Annotated in this window: 26 protein-coding genes; 17 read left to right on the forward strand and 9 right to left on the reverse strand. The window is 33.5% G+C overall.

What is annotated here, in order from left to right; genetic code table 11:
* Positions 1-57 precede the first annotated feature (57 nt).
* Both ABWU56_RS04825 and ABWU56_RS04830 read left to right on the forward strand, forming a co-directional pair.
* Complete coding sequence (locus ABWU56_RS04825; RefSeq protein ID WP_353281176.1) at positions 58-1,062, forward strand: ankyrin repeat domain-containing protein; 1,005 nt, start codon at positions 58-60, stop codon at positions 1,060-1,062.
* Positions 1,063-1,358: 296 nt separating this feature from the next.
* Positions 1,359-2,075, forward strand: a complete 717-nt coding sequence (locus tag ABWU56_RS04830) for an ankyrin repeat domain-containing protein (protein WP_353281178.1) — start codon at positions 1,359-1,361, stop codon at positions 2,073-2,075.
* A 145-nt stretch (positions 2,076-2,220) separates the two neighbouring features.
* Here ABWU56_RS04830 and ABWU56_RS04835 read toward each other — a convergent pair whose 3' ends face one another.
* Complete coding sequence (locus ABWU56_RS04835) at positions 2,221-2,913, reverse strand: TerC family protein (RefSeq protein WP_353281179.1); 693 nt, start codon at positions 2,911-2,913, stop codon at positions 2,221-2,223.
* Between the two features lie 282 nt (positions 2,914-3,195).
* Here ABWU56_RS04835 and ABWU56_RS04840 point away from each other — a divergent pair, with 282 nt between their 5' ends.
* From ABWU56_RS04840 to lepA, 4 genes are all read left to right on the forward strand, one after another.
* Entirely contained in the window at positions 3,196-4,572 is a 1,377-nt protein-coding gene (locus ABWU56_RS04840) for a malonyl-CoA decarboxylase (protein WP_265042141.1), read from the forward strand.
* A 276-nt stretch (positions 4,573-4,848) separates the two neighbouring features.
* On the forward strand, positions 4,849-5,034 hold the full coding sequence (locus tag ABWU56_RS04845; protein WP_353281181.1) for a hypothetical protein: 186 nt from the start codon (positions 4,849-4,851) through the stop codon (positions 5,032-5,034).
* Between the two features lie 250 nt (positions 5,035-5,284).
* On the forward strand, positions 5,285-5,989 hold the full coding sequence (locus tag ABWU56_RS04850; RefSeq protein ID WP_353281183.1) for a hypothetical protein: 705 nt from the start codon (positions 5,285-5,287) through the stop codon (positions 5,987-5,989).
* 81 nt (positions 5,990-6,070) lie between these two features.
* The gene (gene lepA, locus ABWU56_RS04855) at positions 6,071-7,867 is read left to right on the forward strand and encodes a translation elongation factor 4 (RefSeq protein WP_264687177.1); all 1,797 of its coding nucleotides are present in this window, start codon (positions 6,071-6,073) and stop codon (positions 7,865-7,867) included.
* A 239-nt stretch (positions 7,868-8,106) separates the two neighbouring features.
* On the opposite strand, the gene ABWU56_RS04860 is transcribed toward lepA, so the two are convergent.
* Together ABWU56_RS04860 and ABWU56_RS04865 are read right to left on the reverse strand one after the other, a co-directional pair.
* Entirely contained in the window at positions 8,107-8,979 is an 873-nt protein-coding gene (locus ABWU56_RS04860) for a hypothetical protein (protein ID WP_007301937.1), read from the reverse strand.
* Positions 8,980-9,074: 95 nt separating this feature from the next.
* Positions 9,075-9,446 (reverse strand): glutaredoxin, encoded by a 372-nt coding sequence (locus ABWU56_RS04865; RefSeq protein ID WP_006015443.1) that lies wholly within the window; start codon positions 9,444-9,446, stop codon positions 9,075-9,077.
* 68 nt (positions 9,447-9,514) lie between these two features.
* Between ABWU56_RS04865 and ribF the strand changes: the two genes are divergently transcribed.
* From ribF to ABWU56_RS04885, 4 genes are read left to right on the forward strand one after another with little or no spacing between them, the layout of a single operon-like run.
* Positions 9,515-10,447: a riboflavin biosynthesis protein RibF gene (gene ribF, locus ABWU56_RS04870; RefSeq protein ID WP_264375688.1), complete on the forward strand. Its 933-nt coding sequence runs from the start codon at positions 9,515-9,517 to the stop codon at positions 10,445-10,447.
* On the forward strand, positions 10,444-10,920 hold the full coding sequence (lspA, locus tag ABWU56_RS04875; RefSeq protein WP_007301940.1) for a signal peptidase II: 477 nt from the start codon (positions 10,444-10,446) through the stop codon (positions 10,918-10,920). The genes ribF and lspA overlap by 4 nt, the downstream gene beginning before the upstream one ends.
* 4 nt (positions 10,921-10,924) lie before the next feature.
* Entirely contained in the window at positions 10,925-12,253 is a 1,329-nt protein-coding gene (locus ABWU56_RS04880) for a M16 family metallopeptidase (RefSeq protein ID WP_064085260.1), read from the forward strand.
* Positions 12,240-13,562 (forward strand): M16 family metallopeptidase, encoded by a 1,323-nt coding sequence (locus ABWU56_RS04885; RefSeq protein WP_353281185.1) that lies wholly within the window; start codon positions 12,240-12,242, stop codon positions 13,560-13,562. The genes ABWU56_RS04880 and ABWU56_RS04885 overlap by 14 nt, the downstream gene beginning before the upstream one ends.
* Here ABWU56_RS04885 and purN read toward each other — a convergent pair.
* The gene (gene purN, locus ABWU56_RS04890; RefSeq protein WP_007301943.1) at positions 13,556-14,122 is read right to left on the reverse strand and encodes a phosphoribosylglycinamide formyltransferase; all 567 of its coding nucleotides are present in this window, start codon (positions 14,120-14,122) and stop codon (positions 13,556-13,558) included. The genes ABWU56_RS04885 and purN overlap by 7 nt on opposite strands.
* Before the next feature lie 266 nt (positions 14,123-14,388).
* Between purN and ABWU56_RS04895 the strand changes: the two genes are divergently transcribed.
* Positions 14,389-14,805 carry a hypothetical protein gene (locus ABWU56_RS04895; protein ID WP_007301944.1) on the forward strand — a complete coding sequence of 139 codons (417 nt, stop codon included), beginning with the start codon at positions 14,389-14,391 and terminating at the stop codon, positions 14,803-14,805.
* Here the strand turns inward: ABWU56_RS04895 and ABWU56_RS04900 are convergent.
* Positions 14,798-15,319, reverse strand: coding sequence for a Na+/H+ antiporter subunit E (locus ABWU56_RS04900; protein ID WP_353281187.1), 522 nt, complete (start codon positions 15,317-15,319; stop codon positions 14,798-14,800). The two genes, ABWU56_RS04895 and ABWU56_RS04900, sit on opposite strands and share 8 nt — an antisense overlap.
* Positions 15,320-15,422: 103 nt before the next feature.
* On the opposite strand from ABWU56_RS04900, the gene ABWU56_RS04905 reads away from it, so the two are divergent.
* The 5 genes from ABWU56_RS04905 (at position 15,423) to lgt (ending at position 19,634) form a co-directional block, all read left to right on the forward strand.
* Positions 15,423-15,836 (forward strand): ankyrin repeat domain-containing protein, encoded by a 414-nt coding sequence (locus ABWU56_RS04905; protein ID WP_246111590.1) that lies wholly within the window; start codon positions 15,423-15,425, stop codon positions 15,834-15,836.
* A 268-nt stretch (positions 15,837-16,104) separates the two neighbouring features.
* Positions 16,105-17,805, forward strand: a complete 1,701-nt coding sequence (locus ABWU56_RS04910; RefSeq protein ID WP_149168948.1) for a recombinase family protein — start codon at positions 16,105-16,107, stop codon at positions 17,803-17,805.
* On the forward strand, positions 17,726-18,298 hold the full coding sequence (locus ABWU56_RS04915) for an ankyrin repeat domain-containing protein (protein WP_246111591.1): 573 nt from the start codon (positions 17,726-17,728) through the stop codon (positions 18,296-18,298). Before ABWU56_RS04910 ends, ABWU56_RS04915 begins: the two co-directional genes overlap by 80 nt.
* 88 nt (positions 18,299-18,386) lie before the next feature.
* Positions 18,387-18,836: an SsrA-binding protein SmpB gene (smpB, locus tag ABWU56_RS04920; RefSeq protein WP_015587785.1), complete on the forward strand. Its 450-nt coding sequence runs from the start codon at positions 18,387-18,389 to the stop codon at positions 18,834-18,836.
* A gap of 6 nt (positions 18,837-18,842) precedes the next feature.
* A complete protein-coding gene (lgt, locus tag ABWU56_RS04925; RefSeq protein ID WP_010402205.1) occupies positions 18,843-19,634 on the forward strand; it encodes a prolipoprotein diacylglyceryl transferase in 792 nt (263 codons plus the stop codon).
* Positions 19,635-19,848: 214 nt separating this feature from the next.
* Here lgt and ABWU56_RS04930 read toward each other — a convergent pair whose 3' ends face one another.
* The 4 genes from ABWU56_RS04930 to ABWU56_RS04945 all read right to left on the reverse strand — a co-directional run bounded on the left by ABWU56_RS04930 (position 19,849) and on the right by ABWU56_RS04945 (position 24,462).
* Positions 19,849-20,199, reverse strand: a complete 351-nt coding sequence (locus ABWU56_RS04930; RefSeq protein WP_353281189.1) for a hypothetical protein — start codon at positions 20,197-20,199, stop codon at positions 19,849-19,851.
* A 276-nt stretch (positions 20,200-20,475) separates the two neighbouring features.
* Positions 20,476-21,003 (reverse strand): phospholipase D family protein, encoded by a 528-nt coding sequence (locus ABWU56_RS04935; protein WP_007301949.1) that lies wholly within the window; start codon positions 21,001-21,003, stop codon positions 20,476-20,478.
* A 40-nt stretch (positions 21,004-21,043) separates the two neighbouring features.
* On the reverse strand, positions 21,044-22,531 hold the full coding sequence (locus ABWU56_RS04940) for a UbiD family decarboxylase (RefSeq protein WP_353281190.1): 1,488 nt from the start codon (positions 22,529-22,531) through the stop codon (positions 21,044-21,046).
* Between the two features lie 47 nt (positions 22,532-22,578).
* Entirely contained in the window at positions 22,579-24,462 is a 1,884-nt protein-coding gene (locus tag ABWU56_RS04945; RefSeq protein ID WP_353281192.1) for a DUF3857 domain-containing protein, read from the reverse strand.
* A 339-nt stretch (positions 24,463-24,801) separates the two neighbouring features.
* Here ABWU56_RS04945 and ABWU56_RS04950 point away from each other — a divergent pair, with 339 nt between their 5' ends.
* Complete coding sequence (locus ABWU56_RS04950) at positions 24,802-25,542, forward strand: DsbA family protein (protein WP_353281194.1); 741 nt, start codon at positions 24,802-24,804, stop codon at positions 25,540-25,542.
* The last annotated feature ends 67 nt before the right edge of the window (positions 25,543-25,609 follow it).

Below are 25,609 nucleotides of genomic sequence, written 5' to 3' on the forward strand. Positions count from 1 at the left end.
CTTTTTATCATAATCATGTAATAATTAAACATATCTTTTGATATTGAAGGTAAAATCATGACAGGAGAATATGAATCACTGAAAACAGTACTGAGGACGATTGAGGCTAAGAAAGATTTAAATAAAGATAATATAATTAAAAAAATACAAGAAGAACTAAAGAAACAGAATCAAGATCTATATCAAGAGTGGGAGAAAGGTAATTTTGATGTAAATCATGCATTTGATACTCTCCTATACGAAAAGCAGACGTTATTAATTATAGCTGCTGATAATCATTACAAAAAGACAGTAGGGTTTTTAATCGGAGCAAAAGCAGATGTTAATGCGAACAGTGGAATTGGGGAAACTGCTTTGCACTGTGCTGCTTGGCATGATTATAAAGAGATAGTAGAGGTTTTAATCGGAGCAAAAGCAGATGTTAATGCGAAAGATGGGTTTGATCGCACTGCTTTGCACTATGCTGCTATTCGTGGTCGCAAAGAGATAGTAGAGGTTTTAATCGGAGCAGGAGCAGATGTTAATGTGAGAGATAAAAGTGGGTACACTGCTTTGCACTTTATTTCTTGCAAAAAGATAGTAGAGGTTTTACTCAAAGAAGGAGCAAAAGTTAATGCAGTAAATAAAGATGGAAAGACTGCTTTGCACTATGCTCCTTTGTTTGATAGCAAAGAGATAGTAGAGGTTTTAATCGGAAGAGAATCAAATGTTAACGCAGTAGATAAATATGGAAAGACTCCTTTAGATTATGCTACGGATCAAGACGTAGTAAAAGCTCTATTAGACGCAGGAGGAGGCTCTTTTGTAAAAGCGCGTAATAAAGCAAAGATTGCCGGTGGAGTAACTGGATTATTAGGCACTGCTATAGCAGTGGCACTTTTTACAACTGGAATAATTGCAGCTCAGTTGATACCTATCGTTATAGCAGTGGTTGCAGTTACAGCAGCAGCACTGGTAGTTGGTTGTGCTACATATGCATTGTTAAAGCCTAGTACTAAAGTTGGTGAAGCAGAAGAACCATCTGCCGTTTTAACAACAAATGAACAGCAAGGAGCTGCTTGACAGTAGAGCGCGTGACGCACAGCTGTATGAACATTATCTGTAGGATGCCAGTGTCTGGGCACTGGCATCCAGTTAAGTTGGTAAGCATAAAAGTAATGTAAAAATACAATGTTTTTGATGATGGAAAAATGGATCCCAGTGTCAAGCATTGGGATGACACCGAAGCTGAATGACACCACAGAGGCTACTTGAATCTAATTTACTATTCACAATCCCAGTTATTAGCTTGTTTTGATTGACTTTTTATCATTATTATGTAATAATTAAATAATTCTTTTAATATTGAAGGTAAAATCATGATAGGAAAGTATAAATCACTGGAAACAGTACTGAGGACGATTGAGGCTAAGAAAGATTTAAATAAATATAATATAATTGAGAAAATACAAGAAGAACTAAATGAACAGAATCAAGATCTATATCAAGAGTGGGAGAAAGGTAATTTTGATGTAAATCATGTATTTGATATTGACCTAGACGCAAAGTTGACGTTATTAATTATAGCTGCTAGGAATGGTTACAAAAAGACAGTAGGGTTTTTAATCGGAGCAAAAGCAGATATTAATGAGAAAGATAGTTTTAGTTGCACTGCTTTGTTCTATGCTGCTTTGCGTGGTCACAAAGAGACAGTAGAGGTTTTACTCGAAAGAGGAGCAAATGTTAACGCAGTAAATAAATATGGAAAGACTCCTTTAGATTATGCTAAGAATCAAGACGTAGTAAAAGCTCTATTAGACGCAGGAGGAGGTTCTTTTGTGAAAGCACGTAATAAGGCAATGATTGCTGGTGGAGTGAATACATTATTAGGCACTGCCATAGCAGTGGCACTTTTTACAACTGGAACAATTACAGCTCAGTTGATACCTATCGTTATAGCAGTGGTTGCAGTTACAGCAGCAGCACTGGTAGTTGGTTGTGCTACATATGCATTACTAAAGCCTAGTACTAAAGTTGATGGAGCAGAAAAACCATCTGCCGTCTTAACAACAAATGAACAGCAAGGAGCTGCTTGACAGTAGAGCGCGTGACGCACAGCTGTATGAACATTATCTGTAGGATCCCAGTGTCAAGCACTGGAATGACACCGAAGCTGAATGACACCTTCCTGCTAGAAAATGTTTGTACAGTTATGCGCTTTTTGCTTCGTGTAAAATAGTTTCAAGGCTGTATTTTCTTTATTTTGCTTATAGCTTCCACAAGCAATGCAAACATAAATGAAGAATACAAACATGCTTTTGGTAGCTCTATGTGAAGTCCTTCAAGTATTAGATATATGCCGATGAGTAAAATAAATAGAATGGCAATTACTTTTAAGCTTGGGTTGGATTTTATTACCTGAGCGGTATAACTTGATGAAAATAGCATCGCTAGTATGGAAAATGTAAATGCTATGGCAATGATTATCATATTGTGAGTTAATGCTATGGCAGTTAATATCGAATCAACCGAAAAAACTAAATCTATTAATATAATTTGTAGCACAACTAAAAAAAATTGTGATTTAACATTTGCCTTTGTTTTATTCTCCTTATGTACAAAAATGTCGCTCCATAACTCCATAGAGCTTTTAACAATAAGGAATAACCCTCCTGCAATCATAAGTAAATCCTTTACTGAGATATCCAGTGATACAGTGTGAAATATAGGCTTTTGCATTGATAATATATATGATGTAAAAAATAGTATTACAAAACGCATCAATAGCGCCAAGCCAAAACCTATAAGGCGGGCTCTTTCTCTCAGCAGATTTGGCACCTTATCTATTGCTAGAGAAATAAAGATTAAATTGTCTATACCAAGTATAGTTTCAAGTAGCGTAAGTATCAATAAAGTCCAAGCATCAGCTAGCATTTTCATTCCAAAGTCAGATTTTGTACTTTACAATAGATGTGTAAAAATTAAGTAACTTCGCCTAGGTAATTAAAAAATCAGCCTTACCCGAAAAAGGAAGAGAAAAAAGGTCATTTTTATAATAAAAGTACTTTTATAAGAAGAATAATAAAATTAAAAATCTAACTCTCTTTACGAAAATTTTAAATAGATTATAAAATAGTTGTACCATGAAAGTATATGCCTTCTTTGTAGACTAAGATTTTTCTTTAAATTAAGATAGATACATAGTAAAAGGAATTTATGACAAAAGAATCATTAGCAAAAACTGATATAGTGAAAGTTGAAGATCAGAAAGCACCAAAGAGCTTTTTTAAGATACTAGGTGAAGTAGCAAACGCTGTAAGATCATGGGTTGGCAATATTAACCCTGATTTAAGTAGTAGTCGCGATGTCGATAGTTTAGTCTTGAAGATGAACGAATGCTTAAACCCAAAGGGGGGTGAAGTCTCAGCACGTAAGAACACCGTATCTCTTGGTAATTTGTACTTGAGTTTATCAGAGGCAGGTCAAATAAAATTTTTACAAACCCTGGCAGAAAAGTTCAATCCGGATAAAACGAAAATAGATGAAGAAATAAAAGTATATAAGAAAAATCAAGATTCTGAGTCGAGCTATAAGTTTGAACAAGACTTAATAAAAGTCCTTGAATCACCACGCTCTAAAATATTGAAGCAGTTTATCTCCTTACCAGAAGGTCTTAAGTTTATTGTTGATATGCGTTCTGATGTGCTTAAGCTAAAGAACCAATATGAAAATCTAAACCCACTAGAAAATGAATTAAAAAATATACTCTGTACTTTGGTTGATGTTGATCTACTTGATCTTCATCAAATCACCTGGGATTCACCTGCATCATTGTTGGAAAAACTTATAAAATATGAAGCTGTACATAAAATTTCTTCTTGGGGTGACCTAAAAAATAGGCTAGATTCTGATCGTCTCTGTTTTGCTTTCTTTCATTACAAAATACCAAACGAACCTCTAATTTTTGTAGAGGTTGCATTGATGAATGAGATTTCAGATAGTATTCAACACCTTTTGGATGAGTCAGTGCCCTCAAGTGACCCAAGCAGTGCAAGTACTGCTATATTCTATTCAATATCAAACACTCAAACTGGTTTATCTGGAATTAGCCTCGGTAACTTTTTAATAAAGAGAGTCGTAGAAAAACTATCGCAAGAATTTAAAAGCGTAAAAGTGTATGCAACTCTTTCTCCAGTTCCTGGATTTACAAAATGGCTAAAAAATCAAGACGTAGCTTTATTAGGTAAGCTTAATATAAAACAATCAGGTACAGAAATTTTAGAAAGCATAAAAACTAACATTGAATGCGAAAAACAGTCCCTACTGAAACTTTGTGCACATTATTTGCTAAAGGTTAAAAGCAGTGGTGGGGGTGCTTATGATCCAGTAGCACACTTTCATTTAAGCAATGGTGCATCAATAAAACAACTAAACTGGATGGCTGATACTTCTGAAAAAGGCATTAGTCAGTCAGCCGGGATAATGGTGAATTATTTGTATGAATTGCCTAAAATAGGTAACAATCATGAGAATTATATGATTAATAAAGTGATTTCTCATTCAAAAAAAGTGTCAGCTATGTTAAAGGAATAATAGGAAGTGCGCAAGCATATAGAAAGTGCTAACATTCCCTAATGTTTATGTATATAATATTGAATAGTTTTATAAGGTAAAATGTATTAGTAGTGAGATATTAAAAAAATAAAACAAAAAATACAAGATAGAGTAACACGTAAAGAACTGTACAGTGTCTTTACATATTCTGAAGAAATAAAGTCATTTAATGATTATGTTAGTAGTATTAAACGTGATGGAATAAACTCAGAGAAATCAAGTCTATTGAAAGATATTTATGAAGGCCTTAATTCTATGTTTACTAACATTGCTATCGACTGGGATAGCAATCGAGGTAGCCTAAGTAGTGAAAAAATTAATATACATTATCAAAACTTAGGGTCTATCTTAGAGATGGTAATCATAATTGAAGGATTGAAGACAGGATGGCTTTGTTGCATCGCTACCTATGAAAGGCTAACTATACAAGCAACTTATTGAAAATCTTATTTTTTTGCAGTCAATCTGATCAAATTTAAGAATAGTAATTTATTGTTTGTATTAGTAAATTTAATTCTACTTAAAATAGCTAAAGCATTGAAATTCTTGAATTTTAGCTAGATTAGTGAATGGTAGTAAAATTTCTTTTACTCAAATTTAGATATTCACTGACCGTCCTTACTATAAATGCTAGAATAATAAGCTACTGATATTCTTCATCTTTTTTATCTTTAATCCGCCGTAGATAGCGATGCAACAAAGCCAGACAGGATTGGGCCAAGCATACGTGATACTCGGCATTGATGAATCCACGTTAATTTGTGATATCGAATCACTTCAGAAAAAAATGGAAGAAAAGCTAAAAGGAATGCAACAACAAAATGAAGCAAGGCAAGAAGAATTAGAAAAGAAAATTGAAGAAAAGTTTAGAAAGTATATAGAAAACGGCATTGTTGATGCGGTATCAATTACAAAGTATGAGGATCAAAATCTTTTTTATGCAACAATTAAGCTAAAAGACGACAATAAAAACACAGATATTAGGGTAAGCGAACTTTTAAATAGTGAATTTTGTAAAGACAACAATATTGCCGGTTTTCTTCTTTCAAGTGGAGATCAAAAAGAACCTATCAGTGGCTACATAAATGAGGGGGTAAGATATTATGATTTAGGTTGCACAACTCAGTATAAAATAAAGTTTAACTGGTATGTAGATGGAAAGGAATGTAGCATTGAGCTTGGTACTAATAGCGATGGCAATATAAAAATAGTAGGCAATAAGACAGCTGATGCGGATTTAGAAAAAAATAAAGATGTAAGAATTAAAGTTGGTAATGATTACCTAAGCCTTGCTGATGCAGTAAAAACATGCAAGCAGGAAAAGAATGAGGAAAGTAGCAAACTGAGTCAACCATCAACTACTGAATACTTCCGACCAGTACAGACGCCAGCTTAATGTTTTCAGCAAAAAGGAAGATAAGTAATTGCTCTTGTAATACTTAAAATGTAAAATAGATCTACTTAAATAAGTAGATCTATGAACAATATAAGAAATTTTGCAATAATAGCACATATAGATCATGGTAAGTCAACTCTTGCTGATCGTTTGATAGAAGAATGTAACGGTCTTGAGACAAGGGAAATGACCAATCAGGTACTTGACTCAATGGATATAGAGCGTGAACGCGGAATCACAATCAAAGCACAAACGGTAAGACTCAATTACACTGCAAATAATGGTAATAAATATTGCCTCAACCTCATGGACACACCAGGTCATGTTGACTTTTCATATGAAGTCAGCCGAAGCTTAGCCGCATGTGAAGGCTCACTTTTGGTAGTAGATAGCAGCCAAGGAGTTGAAGCTCAGACTCTGGCAAATGTCTACAAGGCAATTGACAATAATCATGAGATAATAGTTGTGCTTAATAAAGTCGATCTTCCTGCTGCAGATCCAGAAAGGATAAAGCTTCAGATTGAAGAGGTAATCGGAATTGATGCAACTGAGTCAATTTTGATATCGGCAAAAACTGGTCTTGGGATAAAGGATGTACTTGAAGCTATAGTGACAAAACTTCCCGCTCCTCAAGGTGATACAAATGCTCCACTGCAAGCAATTTTAGTTGATAGTTGGTATGATCCTTACCTAGGAGTAGTAATTTTAGTGCGAGTTAAAAATGGAGTACTAAAAAAAGGCATGAGAATCGTTATGATGTCTAATAATGCTACATATCAGGTCGATAATATCGGTATTTTCACTCCTAAAAAAGTTATGACTGGTGAACTTTCAGCAGGTGAAGTTGGTTTTATAACTGCTTCAATGAAAGAAGTAGCAGACTGCAAAGTAGGAGACACTATTACTGAAGAGAAAAGGCCGTGCAGCAAGGCATTACCTGGCTTTAAAGAAGTACATCCTGTAGTATTTTGCAGTATTTTTCCCAATAACACAGATGATTTTAAATATTTAAGGGAAGCACTAGAAAAATTACATTTAAATGATGCTAGTTTTACATTTGATGCTGAAACGTCAAATGCCCTAGGTTATGGATTTCGTTGCGGTTTCTTAGGAATGCTACATCTTGAAGTCATTCAAGAAAGACTCGAAAGAGAATTTGATTTAGATCTAACAGCAACTGCACCGAGTGTTATATATAAAGTTGCAACACAAAATGGTAAAGTTTTAAATATCCATAACCCAAGCGATATGCCAGACCCTACAAAAATTGAAATAGTGGAAGAACCGTGGATCACTGCAACTATAATGGTACCTGATCAATATTTAGGAGAGATTTTATCTCTGTGTGAAGAGAGGAGAGGAGAACAGCAGGATTTATCTTATGTTGGTAATACGACAACAGCACTACTGAAGTATAAATTACCGCTGTCTGAGGTTGTTTTTGATTTTTACGATAGACTAAAATCAATTTCCAAGGGATATGCAAGTTTAGATTGGGAAATATCCGATTATCAGGAAAGTCAGATAGATAAATTAAGTTTTTTAGTTAATGGAGAACCTGTGGATGCGTTAGCCTGCATTGTTCATAAAAGCAGGGCAGAAAAAAGAGGCCGTGAAATATGTGCACGTTTGAAAGACTTGATACCACGCCAGCAATATAAAATCGCGATTCAAGCGGCAGTAGGCGGAAAAATTATTGCTAGAGAAACGATTAACCCGTATAGAAAAGATGTAACAGCCAAGCTCTATGGTGGAGACGTCACACGAAGGATGAAGCTGCTTGAAAAGCAGAAGAAAGGTAAGAAAAGATTGCATTCTGTAGGAAACATAAACATCCCACAAAATGCTTTTATTGAGGCTTTGAAAATAAATGATTAATATATATCCAAAAACATAAATTTAAAGAACTAAGTGATATTTTCTCAATAAATTTACTGACATTGATATGGGTAAATTTGAAATAGCTATGTGAATTTGTAAAACACTATATAAGATACCATACAACGAAATCATCCCAGTGTTAAACGCTGGGATGACAGAGAGCAGCTCAATTGCTCCACTCAATCAGTAAAAATCAGATATATGTAGACATTGGCTAAAACCATTCCAACAACATTTTAGTGAAACTTAACAAGCTTATCTATAGTTTTAGTGATGATTCTTGGAGTATTTGGAGAGACTTCTGAGCCCAGTCTATTTAACCGCTCTATAGCAAACCCGCTGTTCTCATTTATTATGAAATCACATAAAATATTTTCTATATCTTTAATAACACTTTCATGCTTTCTCAGAGGATGGTTATTCGGATATCTATGAATGGTTTTGATGCTAGAATACTCAACAAAAGCTTGATCTTTAAAAGCAAGTTGTCTCAATTTCTCTTTGAATTTTTCTTCTTCATCTCTTGCTAAAAGGCAAGACTTTATCAGTGATTTTATAATCGAGTTTATAGCCTGATGTATTTCAGAATGCACTATAACTTTGATGATATTTTCTTCCACTATGCAATCATAAGTGCTTTTTTCGCTCTTTAATGACTCTATAAGCATTTTGCTATTTTGCGAATTCAATTCCAGATTCTCTTCACTTATAGGAGTCATTATAAAGGTATTCTTATTTACCCTGATGTAAAATTGTGGCAACCCTTTAGAACAGGCAAATGCTACATCCTTAGACTCAAGTGCGTGATTGTATGAAGAAGAAAGGGTGCTTGCTATAACGCTACTTGGTACTTTCATTCCATGATTACTTAGGTGATTTAACACATTCTCAACATCATGATATGTAAAACCTGTATCTTTTATCAATTCAACAACTTCTATGCAATTGTGTTGTTTATACTCTATTGTCACTTCTTCTGTAAAAAGAGTTTTAGCTGCTATATGCTTATCAAGCACTGTGAAAATCTTGATGAAACTCTCTAAATCTTGTTTGTTAATTAATTCAATACTAATTAAGTTTTTGCTAACAATTATAATATTTTTTATCATTTTTTCCCACTAAAAAAACTCACTAGATGAATTGTATTTTTAATTCATTAAAAATTGTTTAAAGTGGGTATGCCAGCAACAGTAAGACAAAAAAATCACATAAAATCTTCATTATGTATTATATTACATCCCTCGTGTTCATCACTGCCGCTTGTGTAAGCTGTTGCATTAATGCTATCTTCATTGTTATTTAACATATTATCCAACTTTCCTTCTTTTTCAAGATCCATCAATTTGTCACATCCAGCAATATGATGTACATAATCACCATTTTCATCAGTAATAAAAATTTGTGGAACTGTCCTGACGTTATATTTTGATTTTATACCGTCAAACAAATCCGAGTTTCTAAGTACATCAATTTCTTCGTATTTCACACCTTTTTCATCCAATAACTCTTTTGCTTTCTTGCAGAATGGGCAGTACTTCTTCACATATATTACAACTTTTCCTTTAGTGTTTTTCACGATTTATCTCCATAGTTTATAAAATACAACTATTATATATAAAAAATATATATAAAATATCAAATTGTATGAAAATTATTTACAACTGTGAGCAAGGGATAAAAGATAATGTGGCACTAACTTTCGGAAATTTCGATGGCGTTCATTTAGGACATAAGTTTGCAATTTCCAATCTAAAGAAGGTAGCACAAGAAAGAGGATTACCCTCTGCAGTTTTAACTTTTGAGCCTCACCCATCAACTGTTTTATTTAGTAGGAACAATTTTAGGTTAATAGATCAAGAACAAAAAAAGGAACTAATCAGCAGCTATGGTATAGATTACTTGTATATTATTAATTTTAGTAGAGGTTTTTCTGAGGTTAGCTGCGATGACTTTATTGGTAAGATTTTGGTAAAGAAGTATGGTGCTAAACATATAACTGTTGGAGAAAGTTGTACTTTTGGTCACAAACGATTGGGTAACATATTAACTCTAGAAAAATATTCTCAGATGTATGAATATTCTTTAACTAAATTAGAGCCATTGATAATCGATAGAAAAATTTGCTCTTCTTCCTCAATCAGGGAGTGTTTACAAAAAGGAGAAATAGAAATTGCTAATAAATTGCTTGGTAGGTCTTATCAAGTTTCTGGTATTGTAACAAAAGGTGCATGTAGAGGTAGAGAAATAGGGTTTCCAACCATAAACATTCCGATAGAAGATTACATGATAAAACCTAAGTTTGGTACATATTACGCCAAAGTTGCATTTTCTGAAAATAGTTCAAGTTGGCTATATGGAGTAGTCAACATTGGTATGAGACCTACATTTAAGGACTTAAAAAAACCTATAGTAGAAATGCATATATTTGACTTCAACGAAAATGTATACAATTTTAAGGTTGATATACAACTTTTAAAATTTATTAGGGCAGAAAAAAAATTCCATAGTATTAACGAGTTAACAAAACAGATAGATCGTGATATAATGAAGGCTTACCAGTTAAAGATAAATTTATGAAAAGGATATGTTTAGTTATTATATTGATTATAGTATCATTCGATCAAACAAGTAAATTGTATATAAACTCTTTGATTGATGAGGGGGAGTCAATCGAGATTACTAGTTTTATGAAATTAGTTGAAGTTTGGAATTCAGGAATTAGCTTTGGAATGTGTAGTACTCTGCCGCATGGCAGCTTCTTTTTTTCAGCATGTTCAATATTAATAATTGGTATACTTGCATACTTGATATATAAATCTAATGATAAGTCAATTTACCTTAGTTTTTCTCTGATGATTGGTGGAGCGATCGGAAATGTAATTGATAGAATCTATTGGGGAGCTGTATATGACTTCATATATTTTCATATCAATGATTGGTATTGGCCAGCCTTTAATTTAGCAGATCTATCTATAGTTTGTGGAATGTGTACATTGTTATATAAGTGGTATATATATGATAGGTCTATCTCTAAGCAAAATGAGGAATGAAATAATGCTTCGCAAATTCTTTAGTTTTTTTATACTATCTGTGTTTTTTTTCATTTGTCCGATTTCTTTGGAAGCTGAAATCATAAAGCATGCTAAGCTCAGTAACGGATTGGATGTTTATGTAGTACCTAATCACCGAATTCCAGCTGTTTTTCATGCAATAATATATAAAGTTGGGGGAATGGATGACCCAATTGGCAAAGCAGGCTTGGCTCACTACTTTGAACACTTAATGTTTGAAACTACAGGAAAATTTAAAGACATAGAATCCACTTTGGGCAGCATTGGGGCCCAATTTAATGCTTTTACCACTAAAGAATACACCTGCTACTACGAATTAGTTCTCAAAAAAGATTTACCACTAGCAATGGAAATTGAAGCAGATAGAATGGGCAATTTTGATGTTACTCAAGACAAAATAGATAGAGAAAAAAATATCGTATTAGAAGAAAGAAAGATGAGATTTGATAATAATCCTGAAGCTTTACTATGGGAGGAAATGAACAGTGCATTTTATCGTAATGGCTATGGTAGGTCTGTTATTGGTTGGGAGAGCGATATTAAAACTTACAATCAAGATGACATAACAAGGTTTCATGATAACTATTATCATCCAGGTAATGCTATACTGCTCGTTGTTGGTGATGTAGAATTTGAAGAAGTAGCGGGATTAGCAAAGGAAAAATATGGTGCAATTAAAGCTGAGCCTGTAGTTAAGCATTATCCGAACCAAGATTCAATACATAATGCAGATATATCGGTAATTTTAGAAAGCACTGAAGTAAAAGAGCCAGTTTTATACTTTCGCTATAGTGTTCCTTTATTTGAGCAAATAAGTGAAACTTTTCCTGTTGATTTGGCAGTTGATGTTTTGGGGAATGGCAAGTCTAGTAAGCTATATAAAGATTTAGTTCTAGATAAGAATGTAGCAGTAGAAGTGTTTGCTTATTATAATAGCTTAGCTTTTAGTAATGGTTACATTGAGATTCGGGTAACTCCAAAAAGCGGGGTGAATTTGGATGCTGTTGCAAGAGAGTTAGAAAATTCTATTAATCACTTTAACTCTGAAGGAATAACAAGTGAAGAGTTGCAAAGTACAAAGTCTAAATACAAAGCAGCACAGCTTGATAATCTATCTGATTTAACTAATATAGCAATGTTTTATATACCACGTCTAGCACTAGGTATTCCACTTGATGAAATAGACATTTCATATAGCAAAATTAATGATGTCAATCTAGAGGATGTAAATAATAAAGTTCACGCTATCTTTTCTACTAATAAATTAGTTGGTCGTTTGCTACCAAAAGGAGGTAATAATGAAGATAAGTAAATATGTATTTCTATTTTTTTTCTGTCTAGGCTTTAATTTGCAAGCAAGCAGTCACTTAAATATAGAGGAGGTTACTACTAATAAAGGATTTAAGTTTTTATTTGTTGAAAACCATGATCTACCAAAAGTTTCACTTAATATATCATTCAAAGATGCAGGTTGTGTGTATGAAAGTGCAGAAAAGCAGGGGCTTGCTTGGTTTACTTCTCTTGTAATTCAAGAAGGAGCAGGAAAAAATGATGCCAAAGATTTTGCGAAAAAGCTTGAGGATAAAGGAATTAGTTTAAATTTTACTGCTGGTTTAGAAGCATTTAGGGTTTCATTAAACACTTTATCTGAGAATCTAGAGGATGCAATTTCACTACTGAGTGATGCTATAATGCGCCCTAAAGTTGATCCTGAGGGGTTAAATAGAGTATTCGAAAAAGTCAAAGTAAACTTTAATAATTTTGAAAAAGACCCTTATTTTATTGCTGCAAAAGAGTTAGATACATTGTTGTTCAAAAAACATCCTTACTCAAGAGATCCATATGGAACTCTAGACACTATAATGAACATTACTAGAGACGATGTTTTAACATACATAAAGCGTAGTTTTACTAAGGATAATATCGTTATTAGTATTGTTGGTTGTGCAACAAAAGAAGAAGTTAGTACGCTGCTCGATAAATATTTATCTAAGTTACCATCAAAAAGATCGAAAGTTAGGAAGGTATCTGTAAAAAATGAATTTGGGCCTGCAGAAAGTAAGAGCGTTTTTATGGATATACCACAGAGTGTAATACTTTTTGCTCAAAAAGGCATAGCATATGAAGACCCTAATTACTATAATGCTAGTGTTTTGATTAATGCGCTTGGTGGTATGAGTCTAAACTCAATACTGATGAAAGAGTTGAGACAAAATCTAGGTATTACTTATGGTGTTAGTGCACGTAATGTTCCTAATAAGCATGGAAATATTATATCTGGATTTATGAGTACTGATAGTTCCACTGCTAGCAAAGCTATATCAGCAGTAAAAGATACATTTAGCAGAATAAAAGAGGAAGGAATTGACGAACAATTATTCAAGGATGCAAAAACCAGTTTAGTAAATAACCTTATCTTCTCTTTTCTATCCAATAATGCGAATACAGCAATGTTACTGGATAGTATGCAGATAGATGATCGTGATATTAACCATATAAATAATTATGCAAATATCATTAATGATGTTCAATTGGAAAAAGTAAACAAGCTGGCAAGTTCTTTACTGAATCCTGAAAATTTATTTTTTGTTGAAGTTGGAAGAAACGCTCAAGGTCAATAGTTAATACCTTCTACTATTGATCTTACTGCTTTTACATAACACTTATGCTCTTCAGCTAGAATGCGCTCTGAGAGACTGTGAACATCATCATTTGGTAACACTGGAACAGTAGCTTGAGCGATTATGGCTCCAGCATCAATTTCAGGAGTAACATAATGCACAGTACATCCTGTAATTTTTACACCCGCTTTCAGAGCTTGCTCCTGAGCATTTAGGCCCTTAAATGACGGAAGTAAAGAGGGATGAATATTTATAACTTTGTTATGCCATTTATTCAGGAAATTGGCCTTTATAATTCTCATAAACCCTGCAAGGCAAATTAAATCAACCTTATGTTGAACAAGTATTTCATGAATTTTATCAGTATCAAGTGGCTTATCTTCAACAACAAACGCTGAAACTCCTGCTTGCTTTGCTATTTTAAGGCCTCCAGCTTCACTATTATTTGTGATAACACACACAGTTTCAGCAGGGAAATTCTGATCTTGACATGCTTCTATTAAAGCCTGCATGTTTGATCCTCTACCTGAAATTAGTATTCCGAGTTTTATCTTTTTCATTTTAGTGCAGCCGTAAGAATGGATATTAATAAAATAGCTCAAAAGGAAAGTTTATTTTAGAATAAATACTATTGTGTAGCAATATTTTACACTGCTGGATAACATGGAATTAAAGAAATCATTCAGTTTGAAGTAACTTTAACATTTAATTTTAGGAATATTATACAATTTATGGTAAATAAATGCATATTTTTATGGCTGCGTTATTATTTATTTAACAAAGTATTAGTATAATTTACTACACTGAATTAAATGGAGAAAATTCAATGAATAAATTACCAAGCAATGCAAAAACAAGCAAGTCTCAGGTTACTCAGTGGGAGGTAATAAAAAATTGTGAATATTCTGATAATTGTTTATCAAAAGTAGTAACTTTATACGTCATTAAAATGGCAGAATTATCAGATATTTATACGAGTAATGAACCTGAAATTAATACTATACTTACAAGAATAAGCATAACAAGTGAAAATGCATTTTTAAATAAGGTTGTTGATATTGAAATTATGGAGGGCATTTTTCCGTACAAATTCAACAGCAAGAAGAAAAATAACATATCAAGGCTAGAAGATTTGTACAATTATTTATGTTCTACTGTTATTGATAGCCTTCCAAAAGAAATGCTTGAAAGCCTAAGAAGAGAATACAGAGACGCTGTTAACTTATTTAAAGCAATTACTTAACTAGGTGTAGCATTTTTAAGACTTTACCTTCTATTTCAGAAATGCCACTTTCAAGATCTTTATCTATCAAACATATGGTAGATAAATATGTTTTCTGCTTCTTTTCAACATTGATAGTTAAAGTTCCAGGAGTAATCGTAACCGAGTTAGCAAATAATGCAATGGTCTTATCATTATGTCCTATGCATTCTCTTATAATAACAATTGGCTCAACTGTAGATTTGAATCGTAGCACCTTTTTTGTTACATAAATACTTGAAAAAATAATTTGGTAAATTAGCCAAGGTATATAACTTATAAGCTGATAAAGTGACAGCCTACCACTATCATTTAGAATTTGACTAAGGGCACTTTCAGCATCAATTAACCTTTTAAAGATAATCAATGTGAACACAGAAGAAAATACTCCACAGAGAATAAAAAAAGGCTCAAAATAACCAGACAATGTAATCCATAGAGAAGACAAAATCACAAATGATAGAGAAAAAAACTTAATATTTTGCCTGACTTTCATGATTTGGAGTATAACTTAAATGATTTTTTAGGAAAATAAAAAGTTCTTGATTTTTGTGTCAAAGAACATAATAACCAAGTTATTTTAATAAGTAGTGGAGATTATGACGCTTGATGATTTTCTAAAAATGCTTGAAGAAATAAATGATACTTCAGGTTTAAGCAAGAACAACATAGTTGAACGAATAAAAATAAAATTAGAAAGAATTGATTTACGGAGGTGGGAAGATAGTGGATTTAATATCAATCATATATTCACTACACATAGTGATCTAGATCCTGTAGAAACTACATTGTTGCATTTTGCTGCTAAGAGTGGCTATGAGAACATAGTAATAGCTCTAATTGAATATGGAGCATATGTTGATGCATGGGACAGCGATGGATGCACTCCTTTACATTTTGCTGCTGAATGGAACCACAAAGGCATATTAGATATTTTAATTGAAAGTGGAGCAAATGTTAATGCGTGGGACAATGATGTATTTACACTACCGACAATGTTGCAAAAAACATAAAAATAAAACTAGAGAAAACCATTTCTCGAAAACTTCTGTGTCCAGAACCAAGAGTCCGATTTACTTATAGCGCTAATAATCAATTAACCATCGGCTTTAAGGAATGATATGAACATATTATTTCAAGGAAAAGTCATGAGAAACAAGAGATTAGCTATCCAAATTAGCTGTAGCTATGAACCTAATCGGTTAGCAGAACAATGCTTATCAGATGCTTATGAAAAGGTAGTGTCAAAGGAAATAAGTCAAAAAAACTTAAAACATAAAAATGGGATTCAAGGAGGGTCAAATGGTAACAGTATGTTTATATGCGAGAGTTTCTTCGGGGAAACAAGTAGAAGGAAATACGATAGAAAGTCAAATTGCAGCTTTAGAGAAGCAAATTAATCTGGACGGATACAGATTGTTAAGTGAGTATAAATTTATTGATAACGGCTACAGTGGATCTCATTTAGTCCGCCCTGATTTAGAAAAATTACGTGATAAAGTAACAGAAGGTAAAATTGATAAGATTTACATTCATTCTCCTGATCGTTTATCTAGAAAATATGCATATCAAATGGTGCTGATTGAAGAATTTGAAAAAGCAGGAGCAAAAGTGGTTTTTTTAAATTATGAGATTAACGGTAACCCAGAATCTCAATTACTGTTACAAATGCAAGGTATGATAGCAGAATATGAACGTGCGAAAATTATGGAACGAAGTCGTCGTGGTAAAATCTATGCAGCTAACAAAGGCTATGTAAATGTAATGGGAGGAGCTCCTTATGGTTATCGTTATATAGATAAGCATATGGGAGGAGGACAAGCTTTATTTGAGATTAACGAAAAAGAAGCTGATGTCGTTCGTAAAGTATTTTTGTGGATAGGCAGAGAAAGAACAAGTATTGGGGAAGTATGTCGTCGGCTAAATACTATGTCCATTAAGACACAAAAAGGAAAAGAACGCTGGAATAAAGGTACAATTTGGAGTATGTTGAAAAACCCTGCTTACAAAGGACAAGCAGCTTTTGGTAGAAGAAGGTTAGGAGTAAGATTAAAGCAAGTAAGACCACAGAAAGGCTCTTGTGAGCAGCCAAAAAGTAACCACTCTGTCTATCCTGTTGAAAAAGCAAATTGGATTTATATTAAAGTGCCAAATATAGTAGATGAAGATATATTTGATATTGTTCAAGAACAATTAGCTGAAAATAGAAAAGTAGCAAGGACAAGAAAAAGAGGAGCAAAGTACTTACTACAAGGTTTAGTCATATGTAAGCGTTGTAATTACGGATGTTACGGAACTTGCATGAGAAGTAGACGAGAAGAAGAAGGTGGTCATTATGCATATTACCGTTGTAGTGGTAAAGATTCTTACCGTTTTGGTGGTAATAAGATTTGTGACAATAAACCCATTCGCTCAGATGCATTAGAAACAGCTGTGTGGGAAGAGGTTAAGCAGTTATTGAAAAATCCAAACAGGATTTTAGAAGAATACAAGCGTAGGCTTTCAGAACTAAAAAAATCATCATTGGATCAAAAAAGTGACCTGCTAGAGAAACAAGAAAATAAATTAAAACGTGGTATTGCTAGACTTATCGATAGTTATGCTCAAGAATATATCAATCAAGAGGAATTTGAACCACGAATTAAAGCAATGAAACAAAGCTTAAAAACAATTAAAGAAGAGAAGAAAAAGATATTTTATCAAAAGGAATTAGAACAGGAGGTAACTCTGGTTGTGGCCAATTTAGAAGACTTTTCTTCCAATATTACGTTAAACCTTGATAACGCAGACTGGTTAACTAAACGTGATATTATCAGAACATTGGTCAAGAGAATTGAAATTAACCTTGAGGACGTAAATGTGGTATTTCGCGTAAAAGAGCTACCGAACTCTTCTGGACATAATGGAAAGGAAAATAAAAATTTGCAACATTGTCGTAGGTGTATGTACACCTTTACATCTTGCTGCCGAAGGTGGGAATGAAAGTGTAGTAAGAGCTCTAATTGCATGTGGAGCAGATGTTAACGCGCAGAACAATGATGGACACACTCCTCTACATTTTGCTACTAAGAGTGGCTATGAGAACATAGTAATAGCTCTAATTGAACACGGAGCATATGTCGATGCGTGGGATAATTATAGAAGCACTCCCTTGCATTTTGCTGCTGAAAGTGATAATGAAAACATAGTAAGAACTCTGATTGAACATGGAGCATGTGTTAATGTGTGGGATAGTTGTGGACGCACTCCTTTGCATTTTGCTAGCGATCATGAAAGTATAAGAGATATTTTAATTGAAAGTGGGGCATATGTTAGTAAACAGAACAATAATAGATATGCTCCTTTACACTTTGCTATTGAATGGGGCTGCAAAGATGTGATAAGTTCTTTGTCAGGTAATGCTAGTCCTAGGGCTGAAATGGCAGTAGGAAGAGTGGAACAAATTACACTTGCAGGAAGATTGGAGCTTTTTTAACCAAACTTGCATTTACTGAGATAATTGTTTTGTTATGAATTAAACCAAAAGTTCTGTAATATATTGAAGCTTAAAGATATCTTTAGATATGGAAGTTATTGCAGAAAATAGAAAAGCAAGGTTTGAATACTTTATCTTAGAAGAATTTGAAGCAGGTATGATCCTCTTAAGTAGTGAAGTGAAATCACTAAGGGAAAGAAAAGCAAACATTTCTGATGCTTACGTTACTGAAAAAAAAGGTGAAATATGGCTAAACAATATGCATATCGCAGAGTATAAAGCTGCAAACCAAAAGAATCACAAGCCAAAAAGAGAACGAAAATTGCTTTTGCATAAAAAAGAGATAAATAAGCTAATTGGTCAAATCAAAACCTCTGGAATAACTGTTGTGCCACTTTCTATCTATTTTAATGATAAAGGGTTGGCAAAAACTAAAATTGCTATTGTTAAAGGAAAAAAACTCTACGATAAGAGAGCAACTATAAAACAGAGAGAGTGGGACCGTGAGAAAAGTAGATTGTCTAAGAATAATTTGTAGTAAAATATGTCTTTAAGTCCAGTTATTTTTAGCATCGGTCCTGTTTCTATATATTGGTACTCTTTAGCATATGTTTTGGGTATAGTTTTTGCATATTGGTATTTACATAAGCTAGACAATCAAAAAATATTTACTAAGAATTTTTACGATTCGTTATTAACAGCCGTTATTATAGGCATTATCCTTGGAGGTAGGCTTGGGTACGTATTGATATATGATCCAGTTCTCTATATAAGCAATCCTATCGAAATACTAAAGACCTGGGAAGGAGGTATGTCATTTCATGGCGGTGCTATAGGAGTTTTGCTTGCAGTAATAATCTCCTGTAGAAGACATAACATTCCTATATTTTACACACTGGATCTAATTTCTTGTGGAGTTCCGATAGGTTTACTTCTAGGCCGCATAGGTAATTTTATAAATGGAGAGTTATTTGGCAGGGTTACAAATATGCCGTGGGGTATGGTATTTCCAGAAAATGGTGATAATTTATTGCGCCATCCAAGCCAACTTTATGAGGCATTTTTTGAAGGAGCGCTACTTTTTGTAGTTGCAAATTCACTGTTTTTCTTGACTAGAGTGAAACTGTATTACGGTGCAACAACTGGTATTGCAGTTATGTGGTATGGAATAGCACGTTTTGTGGTTGAATTTTTCCGCGAGCCAGACTATCAAATTGGCTATTTATGGTTCAATTTAACTATGGGACAATTTCTTTCTATACCTATGATTTTGCTGGGAATGCTTATATATTTAGGTGCGTTGAGCTTAAGATTTAATACGAAATCTGTTCAATAGAGAAAAGGTAAGTTTAATCGAAAAATATAGTGGAAGTTTATTTATTCCATACTATGTACAATTATGTGAATTTTTTGTCTTGCAGAGAATAAATGTAAGACCAGCAAACCTTCGTTGTATAGCTATAAGAAAAACTTAGTAGCTACTGACCAAATTCATTACTAAGTAGATATTCATTTTCCACCAGAATATTCCTGATTGAGAAGCTACTTTATTAAAACATATTTTTAAATTTTTGCCAAAAACCTGGTTGATTATCATTAACCTTTGTGAAGGCTATGTTTAAACTGTATCTCAGATCATTTGGCATATCATATCTAATATTCAGTATTGAAACTTCGTTTTTATTATGAACAGAAACATCGTCATATGATAACTTTGTCGTGTAGCACTTTATATGCTTTTGCTTATCATATACTATATCACCTGATTCCCCTTCTAGTTCTACAAATTTAGTTTTTTTCTGACATTCTTTTATTTTTATTAGATCCTTGTCTAGTGATATTGAAACCGGTAGTGTATTACCAGCATACTCTTTAGCTAAAAGCTCACTTTGAGGATACATTTTTATTTCCCTTCCAAAATGTGAGTCTATAAAATTATTGCTCCAAAATTTGTCTCCAGAATGTACATATTCGTCAGTAGCATACGGTACACCACCATAATTGCATTAAACTTTGTAATCTCCAACACCATTATTTTGAAAAAAATCATGAATGGCAGCGTAACTATCAGCAGCATCATTTATGTAATCCATTACCTACCCCTTAAAACCTTTTAATTTATTATATCACAAGAAATTAAATCTATCAATAAAAAGACTTTTTTTGATATCAAGTATCTAGGGAGCATATTGATAGGATTGTGACATTCGTATTTCCCAGTTCTTCACATACTGCTGGACTAATTCAGGATAATTTTCAATAATTAATAAATTTTCAGCGTTTCCCTTTTCAGCTGTCTTACTGAGGTTAAACGATCCTGTGATGACTTTTTGATTATCAACAATTATTACCTTATTATGAGCAATTTTTGGCTTATTATCGATCCAAATCGGTATTCCATTTGAAAACAATTCGCTTATGACACTATATTTTGAATGGAGTTGTGATTTATCTAAGACGACTTTAACATCAACACCACGCTCTTTGGCGTTAATCAAAGATTTTGCAACTGTTCCAAGAGTAAATGTATATTCTTGAACTAAGATAGATTCTTTAGATTGGTCTATCTCGCTGATTATCGGTACAGCACAGTCTTCTTCAGGTGAGAAGCAAACTGTTGCTTTTGGGCAAGGCGAGAATGTAGGACCCACATAGTAATACAGAGAAAAACATGCCGACAAAAATAAAAGATATAAAAGCCTCACAAACCACACCTAAATACACGGCGGTAGTCTACATCATATCTCAATCATCTGTCAACCCATATTCCTTCCACTTCTCTGTAACTTTCTTTATTATTTCCTCGCTCATTTCAATTTTTCTTCCCCATTCTCGTTTGGTTTCAGGTGGAAGTTTGTTTGTTGCATCAAACCCTATTTTACCTCCGAGACCGCTTTCAGGGGAAGCAAAATCTAAATAATCAATAGGGGCACTTTCTATCATGATTGTATCACGTACAGGGTCCATCCTTGTTGACATTGACCACATCACTTCCTTCCAATCACGTATATTTATATCATCATCAACAACTATAATAAATTTGGTGTATAAGAACTGTTTGAGAAAAGCGAGTATGCCCATAACAATTCTTTTTGCATGCCCTGGATAAGCCTTTTTTATCGACACTACCGCTATTCTATATGAACAACCTTCTGGAGGCAGATAAAAATCTACTATCTCCGGAAACTGATTGATGAGAATCGGCACAAAAATTTCGTTGAGTGCTTCACCAAGAATTGATGGTTCATCTGGTGGCTTGCCAGTGAAAGTGCTGAGATAAATTGGATCTTTGCGCATTGTAATTGCAGTAATGTTAAACTCAGGAAACTGTTCAACAGCATTATAGTAACCGGTATGGTCTCCGTATGGCCCTTCATCTCTATACTTATCTAAACTTACATATCCTTCCAGAACGATCTCAGCATGAGCTGGAACCTGAAGAGGAATAGTTTTACAATTTACAAGCTCAAGTGGTTTTTTTCGCAGCAGCCCGGCAAATTGGTATTCTGATAAAGTCTCCGGCACCGGAGTTACCGCAGCAATAATCGTTGCAGGATCGCTACCAATCACAGCAGCCGCAGGAAACTTCATATTTTGCCCCCTCTCCTTCCACCGTTTATGGTGACCTGCACCACCACGATGTGCAAGCCAGCGCATGAGAGTCGTTTTTTTATTCACAACCTGCATACGATATATTCCAAGATTAAAATTATCTTGCTTGTCTGCTGTTGGTCCTTTTGTTACCACAAGTGGCCAAGTGATAAGCGGTGCAGGCTCGTTTGGCCAGCATGTCTGAATAGGTAGCAAACTAAGATCCACCTTATCCCCAGTTAGCACCACCTCTTGACATGGGGCTTTGCTCACAACTTTGCTCCGCATCGACAATACAACTTTTAGTAGAGGAAACATTTTCACAGCATCTTTGAAGGTTTTTGGCGGCTCAGGTGATCGCAAAAATGCTAGAAGTTTACCCAGATCCCTTAATTCATCAGAATTTATACCAAGTCCGAATGCAATTCTCTCAATAGTACCAAATAAATTCACTAAAACGGGAATTGAATTTTTGCCATTTTCTGTGACAACATTTTCAAAGATGATAGCTGGTCCCTTGTTTGACAAAACCCTACGATGAATTTCTGTCATTTCAAGAATAGTTGAAACTTCTTTTTTAATTCTAATTAGATCTTTTTTTTCTTCTAATGCTCTGATGAAGTCGCGTAAGTTATTGTACATATTTTAAAAATTTTAAGCCTTTTAAGAAGTGCTTTTCCCAGCACAACTCATTCACTTATTATTATAGAGGCTCTAGAAAAATTATTCTCCAATTCGCTTTTTAAGTTTTTATATTCAGCAGTCTTTAATTCTTCATTGGTAATAAAGCTTTTCTTTATGGTTATTAAATTGCTAAATTCGGTTCCATCATTTTTATATTTACAGAACCTATTTACATATAACCAAGGAGAATCTATTTCAAAATTCAAATTTTCACAGTTTTTAATTTTGATATCTTTTATTATCATATGGCTTTCCTTAGTTTTAGGAACACCAATAAAAAGGTCTGACACTTGGTCAGAAGCTGTATTGACAACATCATTAAGCCAATTATCTCCTAAATTCAAAGCAGGTCCTAGATTTGTCTTAAAAATCTTATTTTTTTGCTGAAACTCATATTTGATTGTAAGATCTTCTACATTACGTAAAGTAAGGTCAGGCAATTCTAAGAACTTCTTTTCTTCTTCATCAAGATATACCCCACTAATCATATGAAAAACAGAATCCCTTAATTGCTCATTTGAATAATATAATCCAACACCTGTTAAGCCTAAGGCTGCTTCCCCTTGCACGGTAAGCCGGCCATATTCATTTACAACATTATCTTCTATAGTTAATTCACTATGAGATATCACTTTTGAATTTTCAGCTTTTACAGCAGGAATTTTTATGTAATCTGCTTCCTCAGAATCCAGTACTAGAGCACTCCTATCAGCAATGTCTGGAAAAATACCCTGTGCCATACTGACAGTGTTAGTTGGATCAATCCAATATATTTTTCCATCTCTATTTATTACTCTGAGCATCACATGATTAAAATTACCCATATTAGGTAATGCTTCAGGATTAGAAGTGCTAGTAGTTCCTCTAATAACTAAAATAGGTTGAACTTTATAACCAAGTTTTTGCAGAATAGCAGCCGTGCTAGCAGAAAAGTCTTTGCAATCCCCAACTTGAGAATCAGCAATTTTCTCTAAATCTCGTGGAAAATATTTTCCTGAGACTGTGCGCCAATCTCCCATATATTGAACTTTTTCATTCAATAAAGAAGTGACTGCATTAATTTTCTCCTCATCAGTATTTTTATTGGCAGCAGATTCTGCTATAGCTATAAAAGTTGCAGGAAGTGGCTGATTAATGACGCTATGATATCCAGGAGCTAATTTTTTAGCTAAATCATCCCATTTAGATAGGCTCGACAGTGATACCCAAGTGTTATGTTTAATATTCAATATTCCATTATGTGGTTCATTTATTGTGTTTTCATAAATTGCTTTCTTTAAGGTAATGTTTATATAATGTACACCATCCTTTTTTTCCTCAGCAATCTCTAATACTTTTCTTGGATCATTCACTTTAATCTCTAGAGGCAATTCAGAGTTGATTTTAGTATTTTCTGCTTGTAAATAATCTCCATAATAAGAGAAGCTCAAGCCATAAAAATTATCAACAGGAACCTTTTTGTTAACTTTTTTATATCTTAAATATACTTCTGTGCCAATTTCTATTTTGGGAAATGGTATGGTTACTTGCCTTAGCTGATCAAAGCCTTTGCCAGGACTAGCCAGTGGCTTATCCTCCATCATATCTTCAGTAACTATATATTCCTCTCCGTTATAAGCTGTTTTAGCTTCTAAAACAGTCAAATCTGCACTATCATCATTGTAGATTAAACTATACAGAGAAAATCTATCACGCCCAGACTCCTTGAGTATTTTTGCTTGAAGCTCTACTTCCATTTCGTAGGTACCATCTCTATTAACATTAATGTTAACATTAGAAAACTTAACCTCGACAGAAGCATCTTCGTACTTACTCCACCTTGCTTCAGCTGTCGAAGCTACAAAAAATGCTAACATTGCTAAGTTAAAGACAGCTTTTAAAAACCTCATTTTTTACTTACATTTATTGAAAAATCATTCTATTATATCCGAACAACACTATCGGAAATGTAAGACTTAGTGTGTTCATATTACTTAGCGACGCGCTTACCGATATTATATGCAGCGATTACAAGATAATCAACTTTTTTGCTTACAATTTGCTAGAAATAGCGGTAAAGACTATCTAAATCTTTATAAATGCCTTACTCTGCAAAATTTTTCATCACCAAATCTTATGATGAACTTTACAAAAATATCTTAAATTTCATTTTATAAAGTTTGCATTTCTTGATAAAAATGTTTTAACATTGAGCATTTCTTTAATATTTGTATTCTTTAAGTAAGTGTATGTCTAAAATACCATTTTTATTGATTTTTATACTTGCAGTAGCAAGTTTACCAGTAATAAACAATTGGCTTTCGCACCGCAGTCAGAACTTAAATGATGATTATATAGGTGAGAGATTGGATAATTACATCAGTAAAAATTTTGATAGAGTTCTAAAAGCTCTCCAGGAAGAGTCAGCTAAAAATAGTTATGCTAATGCAACCAAAAATAAAATTTCTCAGCATAAAAATGAAATATTCGACTCCACTTATCCTTACTCAGGAAATGAAAATAGCAATGTCATAGCTGTAGGGTTCTTTGACTATTCTTGTGGCTATTGTAAGGCAATAAAGAATGACATAAAACAGTTGATCAATGATGGCAAAATTAAATATATCTTTAGGGATGCTCCAATACTTGGTAACAACTCCTTAAAGGCAGCAAAAGGTGCTTTAGCAACTTATTTTATCGATAAAGAAAAGTACTTAGATTTTCACTATGCTGCACTAGATCACAGAGGAGAATTTTCAGACGAAACTATATTGGATATAGTAAAAAGTATAGGGATTAACGAGGAAGATTTTAATAACTCTATGAAAAATAATGCAGACAAAATTGAGCACATGATAAACAATAGTAAACTTTTAGTAAGGGAGTTGGGAGTAGGCGGTACACCTTTTTTGATAATAGGAGATAGTCTTTTTGTAGGAAAAACTGATTTGAATATATTACGCAAAAAAGTGAATGAGTTAAAAGATTAATAAATTTCCTGCTTGACAGCACAAGAAAGTTTAAGTATAGTTAAGATATAGTAAGTAACAATATGTA

The sequence above is a fragment of the Wolbachia endosymbiont (group B) of Horisme vitalbata genome, from assembly GCF_964028625.1.
Classification (GTDB): Bacteria; Pseudomonadota; Alphaproteobacteria; order Rickettsiales; family Anaplasmataceae; genus Wolbachia.